Origin of the sequence: Kribbella lupini (genome assembly GCF_039529595.1) — a bacterium.
In the GTDB taxonomy this organism is placed as follows: Bacteria; Actinomycetota; Actinomycetes; order Propionibacteriales; family Kribbellaceae; genus Kribbella; species Kribbella lupini.
In genome coordinates this window covers 81,610-95,247 of sequence record NZ_BAAANC010000004.1, presented here as the reverse complement: position 1 = coordinate 95,247, position 13,638 = coordinate 81,610, and the positions used below count along the sequence as shown (strand labels likewise).

The 13,638-nt window shown below is 67.1% G+C and carries 26 protein-coding genes; 25 read left to right on the top strand and 1 reads right to left on the bottom strand.

The genetic code is table 11. The features are described 5' to 3' along the window. The first annotated feature begins 7 nt into the window (after positions 1-7). The 21 genes from rpsS (at position 8) to ABD235_RS33395 (ending at position 11,300) form a co-directional block, all read left to right on the top strand. Positions 8-289, top strand: a complete 282-nt coding sequence (gene rpsS / locus ABD235_RS33495) for a 30S ribosomal protein S19 (RefSeq protein WP_077019233.1) — start codon at positions 8-10, stop codon at positions 287-289. 52 nt (positions 290-341) lie between these two features. Further along, positions 342-818: a 50S ribosomal protein L22 gene (rplV, locus tag ABD235_RS33490; protein WP_344181542.1), complete on the top strand. Its 477-nt coding sequence runs from the start codon at positions 342-344 to the stop codon at positions 816-818. Further along, a complete protein-coding gene (rpsC, locus tag ABD235_RS33485; RefSeq protein WP_184798766.1) occupies positions 818-1,669 on the top strand; it encodes a 30S ribosomal protein S3 in 852 nt (283 codons plus the stop codon). The genes rplV and rpsC overlap by 1 nt, the downstream gene beginning before the upstream one ends. A 3-nt stretch (positions 1,670-1,672) precedes the next feature. After that, on the top strand, positions 1,673-2,092 hold the full coding sequence (gene rplP / locus ABD235_RS33480; RefSeq protein WP_344181539.1) for a 50S ribosomal protein L16: 420 nt from the start codon (positions 1,673-1,675) through the stop codon (positions 2,090-2,092). Beyond that, positions 2,092-2,385, top strand: a complete 294-nt coding sequence (gene rpmC, locus ABD235_RS33475; RefSeq protein ID WP_344181537.1) for a 50S ribosomal protein L29 — start codon at positions 2,092-2,094, stop codon at positions 2,383-2,385. The genes rplP and rpmC overlap by 1 nt, the downstream gene beginning before the upstream one ends. Next, positions 2,382-2,678: a 30S ribosomal protein S17 gene (gene rpsQ / locus ABD235_RS33470; protein ID WP_184798760.1), complete on the top strand. Its 297-nt coding sequence runs from the start codon at positions 2,382-2,384 to the stop codon at positions 2,676-2,678. The genes rpmC and rpsQ overlap by 4 nt, the downstream gene beginning before the upstream one ends. Before the next feature lie 106 nt (positions 2,679-2,784). Beyond that, positions 2,785-3,153 carry a 50S ribosomal protein L14 gene (gene rplN, locus ABD235_RS33465; protein ID WP_077019238.1) on the top strand — a complete coding sequence of 123 codons (369 nt, stop codon included), beginning with the start codon at positions 2,785-2,787 and terminating at the stop codon, positions 3,151-3,153. A 1-nt stretch (position 3,154) separates the two neighbouring features. Then, positions 3,155-3,562: a 50S ribosomal protein L24 gene (gene rplX, locus ABD235_RS33460; RefSeq protein ID WP_344181535.1), complete on the top strand. Its 408-nt coding sequence runs from the start codon at positions 3,155-3,157 to the stop codon at positions 3,560-3,562. Then, positions 3,562-4,134 (top strand): 50S ribosomal protein L5, encoded by a 573-nt coding sequence (rplE, locus tag ABD235_RS33455; protein ID WP_344181533.1) that lies wholly within the window; start codon positions 3,562-3,564, stop codon positions 4,132-4,134. The genes rplX and rplE overlap by 1 nt, the downstream gene beginning before the upstream one ends. A gap of 1 nt (position 4,135) precedes the next feature. Then, positions 4,136-4,321: a type Z 30S ribosomal protein S14 gene (locus ABD235_RS33450; protein WP_012923674.1), complete on the top strand. Its 186-nt coding sequence runs from the start codon at positions 4,136-4,138 to the stop codon at positions 4,319-4,321. A 94-nt stretch (positions 4,322-4,415) separates the two neighbouring features. Beyond that, complete coding sequence (gene rpsH, locus ABD235_RS33445; RefSeq protein WP_077019240.1) at positions 4,416-4,823, top strand: 30S ribosomal protein S8; 408 nt, start codon at positions 4,416-4,418, stop codon at positions 4,821-4,823. 27 nt (positions 4,824-4,850) lie between these two features. Next, the gene (gene rplF, locus ABD235_RS33440; protein WP_344181531.1) at positions 4,851-5,393 is read left to right on the top strand and encodes a 50S ribosomal protein L6; all 543 of its coding nucleotides are present in this window, start codon (positions 4,851-4,853) and stop codon (positions 5,391-5,393) included. A 2-nt stretch (positions 5,394-5,395) separates the two neighbouring features. Next, the gene (gene rplR / locus ABD235_RS33435) at positions 5,396-5,779 is read left to right on the top strand and encodes a 50S ribosomal protein L18 (RefSeq protein WP_344181529.1); all 384 of its coding nucleotides are present in this window, start codon (positions 5,396-5,398) and stop codon (positions 5,777-5,779) included. Between the two features lie 31 nt (positions 5,780-5,810). After that, positions 5,811-6,410: a 30S ribosomal protein S5 gene (gene rpsE / locus ABD235_RS33430; protein ID WP_344181527.1), complete on the top strand. Its 600-nt coding sequence runs from the start codon at positions 5,811-5,813 to the stop codon at positions 6,408-6,410. Then, positions 6,410-6,592: a 50S ribosomal protein L30 gene (gene rpmD, locus ABD235_RS33425; RefSeq protein ID WP_020388092.1), complete on the top strand. Its 183-nt coding sequence runs from the start codon at positions 6,410-6,412 to the stop codon at positions 6,590-6,592. Before rpsE ends, rpmD begins: the two co-directional genes overlap by 1 nt. Position 6,593: 1 nt before the next feature. Further along, complete coding sequence (gene rplO / locus ABD235_RS33420; RefSeq protein WP_344181523.1) at positions 6,594-7,034, top strand: 50S ribosomal protein L15; 441 nt, start codon at positions 6,594-6,596, stop codon at positions 7,032-7,034. 132 nt (positions 7,035-7,166) lie between these two features. Then, on the top strand, positions 7,167-8,468 hold the full coding sequence (gene secY / locus ABD235_RS33415; RefSeq protein ID WP_344181521.1) for a preprotein translocase subunit SecY: 1,302 nt from the start codon (positions 7,167-7,169) through the stop codon (positions 8,466-8,468). Continuing rightward, positions 8,468-9,040, top strand: coding sequence for an adenylate kinase (locus ABD235_RS33410; protein WP_344181519.1), 573 nt, complete (start codon positions 8,468-8,470; stop codon positions 9,038-9,040). Before secY ends, ABD235_RS33410 begins: the two co-directional genes overlap by 1 nt. 85 nt (positions 9,041-9,125) lie before the next feature. Beyond that, positions 9,126-9,950: a type I methionyl aminopeptidase gene (gene map / locus ABD235_RS33405; protein WP_344181518.1), complete on the top strand. Its 825-nt coding sequence runs from the start codon at positions 9,126-9,128 to the stop codon at positions 9,948-9,950. A gap of 100 nt (positions 9,951-10,050) precedes the next feature. Next, positions 10,051-10,503, top strand: a complete 453-nt coding sequence (locus tag ABD235_RS33400; protein WP_344181516.1) for a DUF1707 SHOCT-like domain-containing protein — start codon at positions 10,051-10,053, stop codon at positions 10,501-10,503. Then, positions 10,500-11,300, top strand: coding sequence for a type III secretion system chaperone family protein (locus ABD235_RS33395; protein ID WP_344181514.1), 801 nt, complete (start codon positions 10,500-10,502; stop codon positions 11,298-11,300). The genes ABD235_RS33400 and ABD235_RS33395 overlap by 4 nt, the downstream gene beginning before the upstream one ends. On the opposite strand, the gene ABD235_RS33390 is transcribed toward ABD235_RS33395, so the two are convergent. Continuing rightward, complete coding sequence (locus tag ABD235_RS33390; RefSeq protein ID WP_344181512.1) at positions 11,284-12,147, bottom strand: NAD(P)-dependent oxidoreductase; 864 nt, start codon at positions 12,145-12,147, stop codon at positions 11,284-11,286. The genes ABD235_RS33395 and ABD235_RS33390 overlap by 17 nt on opposite strands. 75 nt (positions 12,148-12,222) lie before the next feature. On the opposite strand from ABD235_RS33390, the gene ABD235_RS33385 reads away from it, so the two are divergent. The 4 genes from ABD235_RS33385 to rpsM all read left to right on the top strand — a co-directional run bounded on the left by ABD235_RS33385 (position 12,223) and on the right by rpsM (position 13,617). Continuing rightward, positions 12,223-12,549: a winged helix-turn-helix transcriptional regulator gene (locus ABD235_RS33385; RefSeq protein ID WP_344181510.1), complete on the top strand. Its 327-nt coding sequence runs from the start codon at positions 12,223-12,225 to the stop codon at positions 12,547-12,549. 146 nt (positions 12,550-12,695) lie between these two features. Beyond that, positions 12,696-12,917, top strand: coding sequence for a translation initiation factor IF-1 (infA, locus tag ABD235_RS33380; RefSeq protein WP_012923661.1), 222 nt, complete (start codon positions 12,696-12,698; stop codon positions 12,915-12,917). A 30-nt stretch (positions 12,918-12,947) separates the two neighbouring features. Continuing rightward, positions 12,948-13,061, top strand: a complete 114-nt coding sequence (gene rpmJ, locus ABD235_RS33375; RefSeq protein WP_008361054.1) for a 50S ribosomal protein L36 — start codon at positions 12,948-12,950, stop codon at positions 13,059-13,061. 184 nt (positions 13,062-13,245) lie between these two features. Next, positions 13,246-13,617 carry a 30S ribosomal protein S13 gene (gene rpsM, locus ABD235_RS33370; RefSeq protein WP_184798729.1) on the top strand — a complete coding sequence of 124 codons (372 nt, stop codon included), beginning with the start codon at positions 13,246-13,248 and terminating at the stop codon, positions 13,615-13,617. Positions 13,618-13,638 lie beyond the last annotated feature (21 nt).

Here is a 13,638-nt window from a genome sequence, read left to right as displayed (position 1 = left end):
GACAGAGATGCCACGCAGCCTCAAGAAGGGCCCGTTCGTCGACCACCACCTGCTCAAGAAGGTGGAGGTGCAGAACGAAAAGGGCACCAAGAACGTGATCAAGACCTGGTCCCGCCGGTCGATGATCATTCCCGACATGATCGGACACACGCTCGCGGTGCACGACGGCCGCAAGCACGTGCCGGTGTTCGTGACGGACGCGATGGTCGGGCACAAGCTCGGCGAGTTCGCCCCGACCCGCACGTTCAAGGGTCACGAGAAGGACGACCGGAAGTCACGGCGTCGCTGACCTGTTGGTCAGTTGACGACGCGCAAGCTACCTACGGAGAGATTCGAACATCATGAGCGTTCAAGAGCGTAGGGCCGTCAGTGCCCGTCGCGAGAGCCTGCTGGGCGACGAGCCCGGGGCCTTCGCGGTCGCGCGCTTCGTCCGCGTGACGCCGATGAAGGCGCGTCGCGTGGTGGACCTGGTGCGCGGCATGGGTATCGACGATGCCCTCGCCACTCTGAAGTTCGCCCCGCAGGCCGCTGCCGCGACCGTGTACAAGGTCGTCGACAGCGCCGCGGCGAACGCCGAGGGCACCGAGCACCTGAGCCGCGCCGACCTGGTCGTGACGAAGGCCTTCGTGGACGAGGGACCGACGCTGAAGCGTCACCGCCCCCGTGCGCAGGGCCGGGCCACCCGGATCGACAAGCGGACCAGCCACATCACCGTGGTCGTCGGCCCGCGGGCCGAGGAAGAGACCGCCAAGCCGGCGGCCGACGCCAAGAAGGCCGATGGCAAGAAGGCCGCTGAGAAGAAGGGCAGGACCCGCTAGTGGGCCAGAAGGTAAACCCGCACGGGTTCCGCCTCGGTATCAGCACGGACCACAAGAGCCGCTGGTACGCCGACAAGCTGTACAAGGACTACGTCGGCGAGGACGTCAAGATCCGCCGTCTGCTGAGCAAGGGCATGGAGCGCGCCGGCATCTCCCGCGTGGAGATCGAGCGCACCCGTGACCGCGTTCGGGTCGACATCCACACCGCCCGTCCGGGCATCGTGATCGGTCGCCGCGGCGCCGAGGCGGACCGGATCCGGGGCAGCCTCGAGGAGCTCACCGGCAAGCAGGTGCAGCTGAACATCCTCGAGGTCAAGAACGCCGAGGTCGACGCGCAACTGGTCGCCCAGGGCGTGGCCGAGCAGCTGTCCGGCCGCGTGGCGTTCCGCCGCGCGATGCGCAAGGCGATGCAGACCACCATGCGTGGCGGCGCCCTGGGCATCCGGATCCAGTGCTCCGGCCGGCTCGGTGGCGCGGAGATGTCGCGCTCGGAGTTCTACCGCGAGGGCCGGGTGCCGCTGCACACGCTCCGCGCGGACGTCGACTACGGCTTCTACGAGGCCCGTACGACCTTCGGCCGGATCGGCGTGAAGGTCTGGATCTACAAGGGTGACGTGTCCGGCTCCCGCGCCGAGCGCGAGGCGCAGGCCGCGGCCCGCGCCGCGAACCAGCAGCGTCGTCCGGCTCGCCGTGACGACCGCGGTGGTCGCGGTGGCGAGCGTGGCGGCGACCGCGGCGGACGGCGCGACGACCGTCGTGACGGCGGCGCCCGCAACGAGGCCCCGAAGGCGGAGGCCACCACTGCTCCGGCGGCGGACAAGCCGGCCGAGACGACCGGAACGGAGAGCTGAACCGTGCTCATCCCCCGTAAGGTCAAGCACCGCAAGCAGCACCACCCGAAGCGCTCCGGCGCTGCCAAGGGCGGCACCACGCTGGCCTTCGGTGACTTCGGCATCCAGGCACTGGAGAGCCACTACGTCACCAACCGGCAGATCGAGTCGGCGCGTATCGCGATGACCCGGCACATCAAGCGTGGCGGAAAGGTCTGGATCAACATCTACCCGGACCGCCCGCTCACCAAGAAGCCGGCCGAGACCCGGATGGGTTCCGGCAAGGGATCGCCGGAGTGGTGGATCGCCAACGTCAAGTCGGGCCGCGTGATGTTCGAGCTGTCCGGTGTCGACGAGCAGACCGCTCGCGAGGCCATGCGCCGCGCGATTCACAAGTTGCCGATGAAGTGCAAATTCATCACCCGAGAGGCAGGTGAGAACTGATGGCTACCCTGACCGCCGCCGAGCTGCGGAACCTGGGCAAGGACGAGCTGCTGAGCAAGCTCGGCGAGGCCAAGGAGGAGCTGTTCAACCTCCGGTTCCAGGCTGCCACGGGTCAGCTGGAGTCCCACGGCCGGCTGCGCGCCGTCCGTAAGGACATCGCCCGCATCTACACGGTGCTGACCGAGCGCGCGCTCGGCATCACCGAAGAGGTGGACGCTCCGGTCGCCGCCACCGACGCCGAAACTGAGGCCGAGACGGCAGACGACAGCGAGAAGGCTGGGAGCAAGGCATGACCGAGAACACAGCGAAGGACGAGACCGTGAGCACGACCGAGGCGCGCGGCGCACGCAAGACCCGTGAGGGTCTGGTGCTGAGCGACAAGATGGACAAGACCGTCACCGTCGAGGTCGAGGACCGGGTCAAGCACAAGCTGTACGGCAAGGTCATCCGTCGCACCCGCAAGCTCAAGGCGCACGACGAGCAGAACGCCGCCGGCATCGGCGACCGTGTTCTCCTGATGGAGACCCGGCCGCTGTCGGCGACCAAGCGGTGGCGCATCGTCGAGATCCTCGAGAAGGCCAAGTAATCAAGGCCTCGAGGTCACGGCAACGCCCAGCTGTACCCAATCGAAATTATTCGTTCCGCAAGGCTCACGTGAGTGAGAACCAGCGAGACAACCAGGAGATCAACAGATGATCCAGCAGGAGTCGCGACTGAAGGTCGCCGACAACACGGGTGCGAAGGAAATTCTTTGCATCCGCGTGCTCGGTGGCTCCGGTCGGCGCTACGCCGGTGTCGGGGACACGATCGTCGCCACCGTCAAGGACGCGATCCCGGGTGGTGGCGTGAAGAAGGGTGACGTCGTCAAGGCGGTCATCGTGCGAACCGTGAAGGAGCGCCGGCGTCCGGACGGCTCCTACATCCGCTTCGACGAGAACGCCGCCGTCATCCTCAAGGCCGACGGTGAGCCGCGTGGGACCCGTATCTTCGGGCCGGTCGGCCGGGAGCTGCGCGAGAAGCGCTTCATGAAGATCATCTCGCTCGCTCCGGAGGTGCTCTGACATGGCAGACAAGTCCGTAGTCAAGGGGCAGCGCAAGCTGCACGTGAAGAAGGGTGACCTCGTCCGCGTGGTCACCGGCAAGTCCAAGGGACTCGAGGGCAAGATCATCTCGGTCCAGCCCGACGACGAGCTGGTCATCGTCGAAGGCGTGAACCGGGTCAAGAAGCACACCAAGGTGCAGCAGGCCCAGCGCGGCGGCACCACGGGTGGCATCGTCACCCAGGAAGCCCCGATTCACGTCTCCAACGTGATGCTCCTGGTCGAGGTCGACAAGGACGGCAAGAAGCAGAAGGTGACCACCCGCGTCGGGTACAACCGCGTCGAGGTGCAGAAGCGGCGCCCGGACGGTTCGACGTACACCGGTTTCCGGAGCGTCCGGATCGCTCGGCGTACCGGCGAGGAGATCTGATGACCACCGCAGTGACCGAGGCGAAGGTCCAGCCCCGGATGAAGACCAAGTACCGCGAAGAGATCGTCGGCCAGCTGCAGGAGCAGTTCCAGTTCGAGAACGTCATGCAGGTGCCCGGGCTCATCAAGATCGTGGTGAACATGGGTGTCGGCGAGGCGGCTCGCGACTCCAAGCTGATCGACGGCGCGATCAAGGACCTGGCCGCGATCACCGGCCAGAAGCCGCAGGTCACCAAGGCCCGCAAGTCGATCGCGCAGTTCAAGCTGCGCGAGGGAATGCCGATCGGCGCCCACGTGACGCTGCGCGGCGACCGGATGTGGGAGTTCCTGGACCGGCTGCTGGCGCTCGCGCTGCCCCGGATCCGCGACTTCCGCGGCCTGTCCCCGAAGCAGTTCGACGGCAACGGGAACTACACCTTCGGTCTGACCGAGCAGGTCATGTTCCACGAGATCAACCAGGACAAGATCGATCGTGTCCGGGGCATGGACATCACCGTGGTGACCAGCGCCAAGAACGACGACGAGGGGCGCGCGCTGCTGCGGCAGCTCGGCTTCCCGTTCAAGGAGAACTGACGTGGCGAAGACAGCACTCAAGGTCAAGCAGGCCCGGAAGCCGAAGTTCGCGGTGCGTGGCTACACGCGCTGCCAGCGGTGCGGCCGGCCGAAGGCGGTCTTCCGCAAGTTCGGCCTGTGCCGGATCTGCCTGCGGGAGATGGCGCACCGGGGCGAGCTGCCCGGCGTGACCAAGTCCAGCTGGTGACCGAGCTCTTCAGCACCGAACTTTTCTCCACCCACCATCTAGTCACCGTAGGTCGCCGGCCGGCGAAACCACGGCGGGAAAGAGGCCCCAGGCCATGACGATGACCGACCCGATCGCAGACATGCTGACGCGTCTGCGCAACGCCAACCAGGCGTACCACGAGTCGACCTCGATGCCGTACAGCAAGATCAAGCAGGGCATCGCCGACATCCTGCAGCAGGAGGGTTACATCTCCTCCTACCAGGTCGAGGAGCCCAAGGAGGGCACCGTCGGCAAGACCCTGATCGTCGACCTGAAGTTCGGGCCGAGCCGGGAGCGCTCCATCGCGGGCGTGCGCCGGATCAGCAAGCCGGGACTGCGGGTCTACGCGAAGTCGACCAACCTGCCGAAGGTGCTGGGAGGCCTGGGCGTCGCCATCATCTCGACGTCGCAGGGTCTGCTCACGGACCGGCAGGCCAAGAACAAGGGCGTTGGCGGGGAAGTCCTCGCCTACGTCTGGTGACGAAGAACCGGAAGGAGGACCACATTCATGTCTCGCATCGGTAAGCTCCCGATCTCGGTCCCGTCCGGCGTCGACGTCACGATCGACGGCCAGACGGTCACCGTCAAGGGTCCCAAGGGTCAGCTCTCGCACGTCGTGGCTGAGCCCATCGTGGTCAACCGTGACGAGGACGGCACCATCGCCGTCGCGCGTCCGGACGACCTGCGCAAGAGCAAGGAACTGCATGGCCTGTCCCGCACCCTGATCGCCAACCTGGTGACCGGCGTGACGGACGGCTACGAGAAGAAGCTCGAGATCGTCGGCGTCGGGTACCGCGTCCTGGCCAAGGGACCGACCCAGCTGGAGTTCTCGCTCGGCTACAGCCACACGATCACGGTGGACGCGCCGGAGGGAATCACCTTCGTCGTCGAGACGCCGACCAAGTTCTCGGTGCAGGGAATCGACAAGCAGTCCGTCGGTGAGGTCGCCGCGAACATCCGCAAGCTGCGCAAGCCCGAGCCGTACAAGGGCAAGGGTGTGCGGTACGCCGGCGAGCAGGTCCGCCGCAAGGTCGGAAAGGCTGGTAAGTAACCATGGCGATCGGTTTGCGGCACAACAAGCACGCCGCCAAGACGACGGCCTCGCGGCTGCGTCGTCAGATCCGCGTCCGGAAGAAGATCAACGGCACGGCCGAGCGGCCGCGCCTGGTGGTCAGCAAGTCCTCGAAGCACCTGTTCGCTCAGGTCATCGACGACGTGGCCGGCGTGACGCTGGTGTCGGCTTCCACGATGGAGTCCGACCTGCGCGGCGCGGAGGCGAACAAGACCGACAAGGCCAAGACGGTGGGCGGCCTGATCGCCGACCGTGCCAAGGCCGCCGGGATCGACTCGGTCGTGTTCGACCGGGCCGGGAACAAGTACCACGGCCGCATCGCGGCACTGGCCGACGCCGCCCGCGAGGGCGGGCTCGGCTTCTGATGACGGCGACAAGGGAAGAAGGTAGTTCGAAATGAGCGGAGGCCAGCAGCGTCGCGGAGGCGGCGCCGGTGGTGAGCGCCGTGGCCGCGACGGTGGTCGCGGTCAGGCAGCTGACAAGACCGCCTACATCGAGCGCGTGGTAGCCATCAACCGGGTCGCCAAGGTCGTGAAGGGTGGTCGTCGCTTCAGCTTCACCGCCCTCGTGGTCGTCGGCGACGGTGAAGGCACCGTCGGTGTGGGATACGGCAAGGCCAAGGAGGTGCCCGCGGCGATCGCCAAGGGTGTCGAGGAGGCCAAGAAGGCGTTCTTCAAGGTCCCGAGGATCCAGGGCACCATCCCGCACCCGGTGCAGGGTGAGAAGGCCGCCGGCGTGGTCATGCTGCGTCCGGCCGCTCCTGGTACCGGTGTGATCGCGGGTGGCTCGGCGCGCGCCGTACTGGAGTGCGCGGGCATCCACGACATCCTGAGCAAGTCGCTGGGTTCCTCCAACGCGATCAACGTGGTGCACGCCACGGTGGCCGCGCTGCAGGCCCTGGAGACCCCGGAGGCCGTGGCCGCGCGCCGTGGCCTGCCGGTCGAGCACGTCGCTCCGGCGGCACTGCTGAAGGCGCGGGCGGAGGCGGCATCCTGATGGCACGCTTGAAGGTGACCCAGACCCGTTCCGGCATCGGTGGCAAGCAGAACCAGCGCGACACGCTGCGCACCCTGGGCGTCAAGCGGATCGGCGACACCGCCGTCCACGAGGACAAGCCCGAGGTTCGCGGCATGGTGCGCGCGGTTCGCCACCTCATCACCGTCGAAGAGGTTGACTGACATGGCGCTCAAGGTTCATCACCTGCGTCCGGCGCCCGGAGCCAAGACCGCCAAGACCCGTGTGGGTCGTGGTGAAGGCAGCAAGGGCAAGACGGCCGGCCGCGGTACCAAGGGCAGCAAGGCCCGTAACAACATCCCCGAGTGGTTCGAGGGTGGCCAGATGCCGCTGCACATGCGGCTTCCGAAGCTCAAGGGCTTCAAGAGCAGGAACCGAGTGGAGTTCCAGGTCGTTAACCTGGAGAAGCTCGGACAGCTGTTCCCCGAGGGCGGTGAGGTCGGCGTGACCGAGCTCGTCGCGAAGGGCGCGGTCCGAAGTGGTCAGCCGGTGAAGGTACTGGGTGACGGCGAACTGACCGTGGCACTGCAGGTTTCGGTGAACAAGTTCTCCAAGTCCGCCAAGGAGAAGATCGCGGCGGCCGGGGGCACCACCACCGAGGTGTGAGTGCCAGGGCTCGTACGGCGTCAGCGCTGATATTGTGCGCTGGTCGTCGGACGAGCCCTGGTTCGTCTCTTGCCCAGCTGCTTTGCTAGGCCCTTGCCCTGACCGGGCATCGGATAAATGTGGGAGGACAGGGTGTTAGGCGCCTTTGCCAACGCGTTCAAGACTCCGGACCTGCGCCGGAAGATCTTGTTCGTGCTCTTCATCGTCGTGATCTTCCGGATCGGTTCGGTCGTACCGGCGCCCGGCGTCAACGTCCAGGCCCTGGACACCTGCCTGCAGGCGTCGAAGCAGGGTGAGAACGCGAACCTGTACAACCTGATCAACCTGTTCTCCGGCGGTGCGTTGCTGCAGCTCGCGATCTTCGCGCTCGGCATCATGCCGTACATCACCGCCAGCATCATCCTGCAGCTGCTCACCGTGGTGATCCCGCGGCTGGAGTCGCTGAAGAAGGAAGGCCAGGCGGGACAGGGCAAGATCACCCAGTACACCCGGTTCCTGACCGTCGGCCTGGCGATCCTGCAGGCGACCGCGTTCGTCGCGCTCGCCCGGACCCCCGGCCGCCTGTTCCAGGGCTGCAACGAGCCGCTGCTGCACAGCGACAAGTGGTTCCCCGTCGTCGTCATGGTGCTCACCATGACCGCCGGCACCGGTGTCGTCATGTGGCTCGGTGAGCTGATCACCGACCGCGGCGTCGGCAACGGCATGTCGATCCTGATCTTCACCCAGATCGTCGCCACCTTCCCGACCCAGCTCTGGGCGATCCGCAAGAGCCACGGCGTCGCGACGTTCCTGGCCGTGCTGGCGGTCGGCCTGGTGATCATGGCCGCGGTCATCTTCATCGAGCAGGCGCAGCGCCGGATCCCGGTCCAGTACGCCAAGCGGATGGTCGGCCGGAAGATGTTCGGCGGCACCTCGACGTACATCCCGCTGAAGGTGAACCAGGCCGGCGTCATCCCGGTGATCTTCGCCTCCAGCCTGCTCTACCTGCCCGTCCTGGTCAGCCAGTTCCGGCAGGACGAGAAGTGGGCGCAGTGGATCCAGGGCAACCTGGTCAAGGGCGACCATCCCATCTACATGGTGACGTACGTCGCGCTTATTATCTTTTTCACGTACTTCTACGTCTCGATTACCTTCAACCCGAAGGAAGTTGCTGACAACATGAAGAAGTACGGCGGCTTCATTCCCGGGATCCGGGCTGGGCGGCCGACCGAGGAGTACCTCTCCTACGTTCTGTCCCGCATCACGCTGCCCGGCGCGATCTACCTGGCGATCATCTCGATGATCCCGCTGATCGCACTGGTGCTCTTGAACGCCAGCCAGAGCTTCCCGTTCGGTGGTACGTCGATTCTGATCATGGTCGGCGTCGGACTGGACACGGTGAAGCAGATCGAGAGTCAGCTGCAGCAGCGTAACTACGAAGGGTTCCTGCGCTGATGAGAATGTTGCTGATGGGTCCGCCCGGGGCGGGCAAGGGCACGCAGGCAAAGGTGCTTGCGGAGCGTCTGAACATCCCGGCAGTCTCCACCGGCGACATCTTCCGGCAGAACGTGAAGGACGAGACCGAGCTGGGTCTCGAGGCGAAGCGGTACATGGACGCGGGCAACTACGTCCCCGACGAGGTCACGAACGCAATGGTGCGGGACCGGCTGTCCGAAGCGGACGCCGGCGCGGGCTTCCTCCTGGACGGGTACCCCCGGACACTGCCGCAGGTCGGCACGCTGGACGACATCCTGGCCGAGCACGGCCACAAGCTGGACGCGGTGGTGGCGCTGACCGCCGACGCCGACGTCCTGGTGGACCGGATGCTCAAGCGGGCCAAGATCGACGGCCGGTCGGACGACTCCGAGGAGGTCGTCCGGCACCGCCAGGACGTCTACACCGCCGAGACCAAGCCGCTGCTGCAGGTGTACGCGCAGCGCGGACTGCTGGTCGAGGTGGACGGCGTCGGCGAGATCGACGAGGTCAGCGAGCGCGTGCTCGCCGCCCTGAAGTCGATCGGCGAATGAACTCCGGGTCCGCCCGGCGACCCCTCGGTCGCCGGGCGGACCTTTTTGCTGTCCAGGGTCACCACCGAAGTGGAGTACGGAGCAGATGATCTTCAAGGACCGCGGGATCGAGATCAAGACCCGCGAGCAGATCCTGGCCATGCGCAAGGCCGGCCTGGTGGTCGGCCGCACGCTGGAGGTGCTCCGGGCCGCGGTGAAGCCCGGCATCACCACCGGTGAGCTGGACGCGATCGCCGAGGACCACATCCGGTCCTCCGGCGCGACGCCGTCGTTCCTGGGCTACCACGGCTTCACCGGGTCGATCTGCGCGTCGGTGAACGACGAGATCGTGCACGGCATCCCCGGTGACCGGGTGCTGGCCGACGGTGACCTGATCTCGATCGACTGCGGCGCGATCGTCGACGGCTGGCACGGCGACGCGGCGATCTCGGTCGGCGTCGGTACGGCGTCCGACGAGCTGCTCGAGCTGGCCCGGATCTGCGAAGAGTCGATGTGGCGCGGCTTCGCGGCCGCGAAGCTCGGGGGCCGGCTGACCGACATCTCGGCCGCGGTCGAGGCGCACGTGCGCGCCAACTCGTCGTACGGGATCGTCGAGGACTTCGTCGGGCACGGGATCGGCTCGGCCATGCACCAGCCGCCGAACGTGCCGAACTACGGCAAGGCGGGCAAGGGCCCCAAGCTGGTCGAGGGGCTGGCGCTGGCGGTCGAGCCGATGCTCACGCTGGGCAAGCAGGACAACCACACGCTCGAGGACGACTGGACCGTGGTCACCGACGACGGCACCGTGGCCGCGCACACCGAGCACACCTTCACGCTGACCCCGCAGGGCCCGTGGGTGCTGACCGCGCTCGACGGCGGCGAGGCCGAGCTGGCCAAGCTCGGGGTGAAGTTCGGGCCGCTGGCCGACTGACCTGCTCACCCGGGCAGACTTCGGGGCAGCTCTTCGGCGGACGCGCGGGTCAACCCATCGGGGGACGCCGCGCGCTCCCGCGCTGAGGCACACTGGGGACATGCCCAGCTCGTACCAGCCCCACCAGCGCTTCACCGAGGCCGATCGCGACAAGATCGCCGGCCGGTTGCGTGACGCCTTCGCGGACGGGCGGCTGGACCAGCCGGAGTTCACCCGGCGGCTCGACGACCTGTACGGCGCACAGACCTACGGCGAGCTCGAGCCCCTGGTCCGCGACCTCCCGCCGGTCCGGACGTACCAGACCCCCGCGGTGGTGCAGAACGCCCAGCCCGCCCCGGAGCCCGGCACCTTCCCGGAACGCAAGAAGGAGAACCAGCCGCAGCGCAACCTGCAGGGGCTGCTCGGCGGCTTCACCGGTGTCGTCGTGATCAACGTGATGATCTGGTTCGTCATCGGCGTCGCCAACGGCGGCGACTGGCCGAACTTCTGGCCGGTCTGGCTGCTGATCCCGTGGGCCCTGATGGGCATGGGTCACTTCGGAAAGCATCGGTGACCGAGACCGGCGCCGAGGGCCCGCGGCTGCGTCCGGACTGGGCCTGGCAGCTGCGACAGGGCTCCGCCCTGGTGTACGTCGGGTGGTTCCTGGTCGCGATCCCGCTGGTCGTCGTCGGCCTGCTGGTGGAGCCGCGCTGGGTGGGCTGGCTGGTGCTCGGGTGGTTCCTGGTCCTGATCGGGCTGACCGCGGCGTTCCGGATCTCGGAGAACCGTCAGCGCCGGGCCTGGTCGGACATGGCCCGGCAGTTGGGTTGGCAGGTCAGCGCCGGCGATCCGGACCTGGTCGACCGCTGGCCGTTCCCGCCGTTCGACGTCGACCCCGCGGCCGAGGTGTACGACGTGACGATCGGCCGGCACCGTGGGCGTGAGCTGATCGCCGGCCGGTTCCGGCACAAGGTCCGGCGGCGCCAGCTCGGCTTCGACTTCCTGGACCTCGAGGTGGACCGGCCGCTGCCGCCGATGCAGCTGCTGCCGAGCTCGCTGGCGCCCGTCGCCGCGGCCAGCCTGGTGCCGCTGAAGCTGACGGTGGACGGGCTGCCCGAGAAGTACTGCCTGTTCAACGGGCGCGAGGATCTGGCGCTGGAGGTGCTGCACCGGCGGGCGGTCGACGTACTGGGTCAGGTGCCGCCGTTCGGCTTCAGCTGCGAGGGCCGTCGGTTCGTGGCGATCTTCCCGGCGTACCGGGAGGCCTCGGTCGTCCTGGCCCACCTGGACGCCGCCTGCGACCTGCTCGCGCTGATCCCCGAGCACGTCTGGCAGACCGGCGAGCAGTGGGCGGCTACCCAGCAGTCCTGAGCAGCTGTACGACGGCCGCGAGGTCCTCGTCGCCGTGTCCTTCGTGGACCGCGCGAGCCAGCAGGTCGTCCATCGGCGCCAGCAGCACCGGGTCGACGCCTTGAGCTCTGGAAGCGTCGAGCAGGTTCGCGAAACCGGCTGACTGCATCGCCAGGTTCGAGCCGGCCGCGCCGTCGGCGCCGTACTCGAGATCCCTTGCGATCGCGGGGATGCTGCCAAGCATCGCGGTGAGCCAGGGGACCAGTAACTGCTCGGCGAACGCGGTAGGCGAGACCTTCTCGCTGGAGGTCAGTGCGAGTGCGTGAAAAGCGCCGGCGAACATCCCGTACATCCCGCTCAGCAGCGCGAGGTCCTGCAGCGCGGCCAGGCCGGGGTCGGTCCCGACGAACTGGGGACGGGCCACGGCGGACAGCACGGCGCCGTACTTCTCGAAGGCGGCTTCGGAGCCGCTGTAGAGGATGAACCCGGCCGGGCCGCCGATCATCGCGGGGACGGCCATGATGCCGCCGTCCAGGTAGTCCGCGCCCTGCTGCGTGGCCCAGTCGGCGGTACGCCGGGCGTGGGCGGGAGTGCCGTTGGTGAGGTTGACCAGCGTGCGGCCGGTGAACTCGGTGGCGGCCGGGGCCAGCGCCTCCTGGACGGAGGCGTCGTCGAGCAGGCAGACGACGATCAACGAGCTCGCGCTGACGGCGTCGGCGACGGTCTTCGCGCGGGTGACGCCGGTGAGGCCGGGCGCGCGGCCAGGGGTGCGGTTCCAGACGGTGGTCGGGTGGCCGGCTGAGACGAAGGCCTGGGCGAGGGCGGTTCCCATCGCGCCGAGGCCGAGAACGGTCACGGGTGTCTTCATGGGCCCAGCCTCACGGACCCGGTTTAGAATGGACAAGTACCGACTAAATAGTCAGGTACTCACCGAAAGGTAAGTATGAAGCCGTACACCTGTGGGCTGGATGCCGCCGCCGACGTGATCGGCGGGAAGTGGAAGCCCCGCATCCTGTGGGCGCTCAGTCATGGACCGCGACGGTTCGGTGAGCTGCGCAAGGAGGTCTCCGGGGTGACCGAGAAGATGCTCATCCAGCAGCTGCGCGAACTGGAGTCGCGGCGGATCGTGCACCGGGAGGTCTACCGCCAGGTCCCGCCGAAGGTGGAGTACTCGCTCACGCCGCTCGGTGAGACCCTGAACGTGGCGCTCGCGCCCCTGGACCTGTGGGGCGCCGAGCACATGGAAGAGCTGGAGTCCAGCCGTTGCTGAGGCCCGATTGGGTTTCTCACCGGTAGGTGGCGTACACTCTTTCCTTGGCTCTTTGTAGCCTCTGGTTGCTATGCCCAACGCTCGTTCCGGGCCGGCAACCGTGCACCACCAATCATTCAGTACGTCGTCTACAGAAGTGCGAGGACATGCCCAAAAAAGAGGGAGTCATCGAACTCGAGGGCACCATCGTCGAGGCTTTGCCGAACGCGATGTTCCGTGTTGAGCTGTCCAACGGGCACAAGGTGCTCGCGCACATCAGCGGCAAGATGAGGCAGCACTACATCCGGATCCTCCCCGAGGACCGGGTCGTCGTCGAGCTGTCGCCGTACGACCTCACCCGGGGTCGGATCGTCTACCGGTACAAGTAACCACAGCCACCTGTCGAAGAAAGAAGCTCGATGAAGGTCAATCCGAGCGTCAAGAAGATCTGCGACAAGTGCAAGGTGATCCGCCGCCACGGCCGGGTCATGGTGATCTGCGAGAACCCGCGGCACAAGCAGCGGCAGGGCTGATCCAAGCCCTACCTCGCGACACAGCACTGTCGCACCACAGCGCGCACGCTCGTCCAGCACGGCAACACGCTGGACGTCGCCCCCGGAACAGAGGCCGGGGCCTTGCCGGTGAAGGAAACATCACCGAGGCGGGCAAGGACGCGGCGCGCCACCACACCTCTGACGACGAAAGGAACACCGCCACATGGCACGCCTCGTTGGCGTCGACCTCCCGCGCGACAAGCGCATCGAGGTCGCACTCACCTACATCTTCGGTGTAGGTCGTACTCGCGCCCTGAAGACGCTCGAAGCCACCGGCATCTCCGGTGACAAGCGCGTCCACGAACTGGGCGACGAGGAACTGGTCAAGCTCCGGGACTGGATCGAAGGCAACTACAAGATCGAAGGTGACCTCCGTCGCGAGGTGACCGCGGACATCCGCCGCAAGATCGAGATCGGGTCGTACCAGGGTCGCCGGCACCGCAGCGGCCTGCCGGTGCGTGGTCAGCGCACGCGGACCAACGCCCGTAGCCGGAAGGGTCGCAAGAAGGCGATCGCCGGCAAGAAGAAGAAGTGACCCGGATGACCGTCGACCACC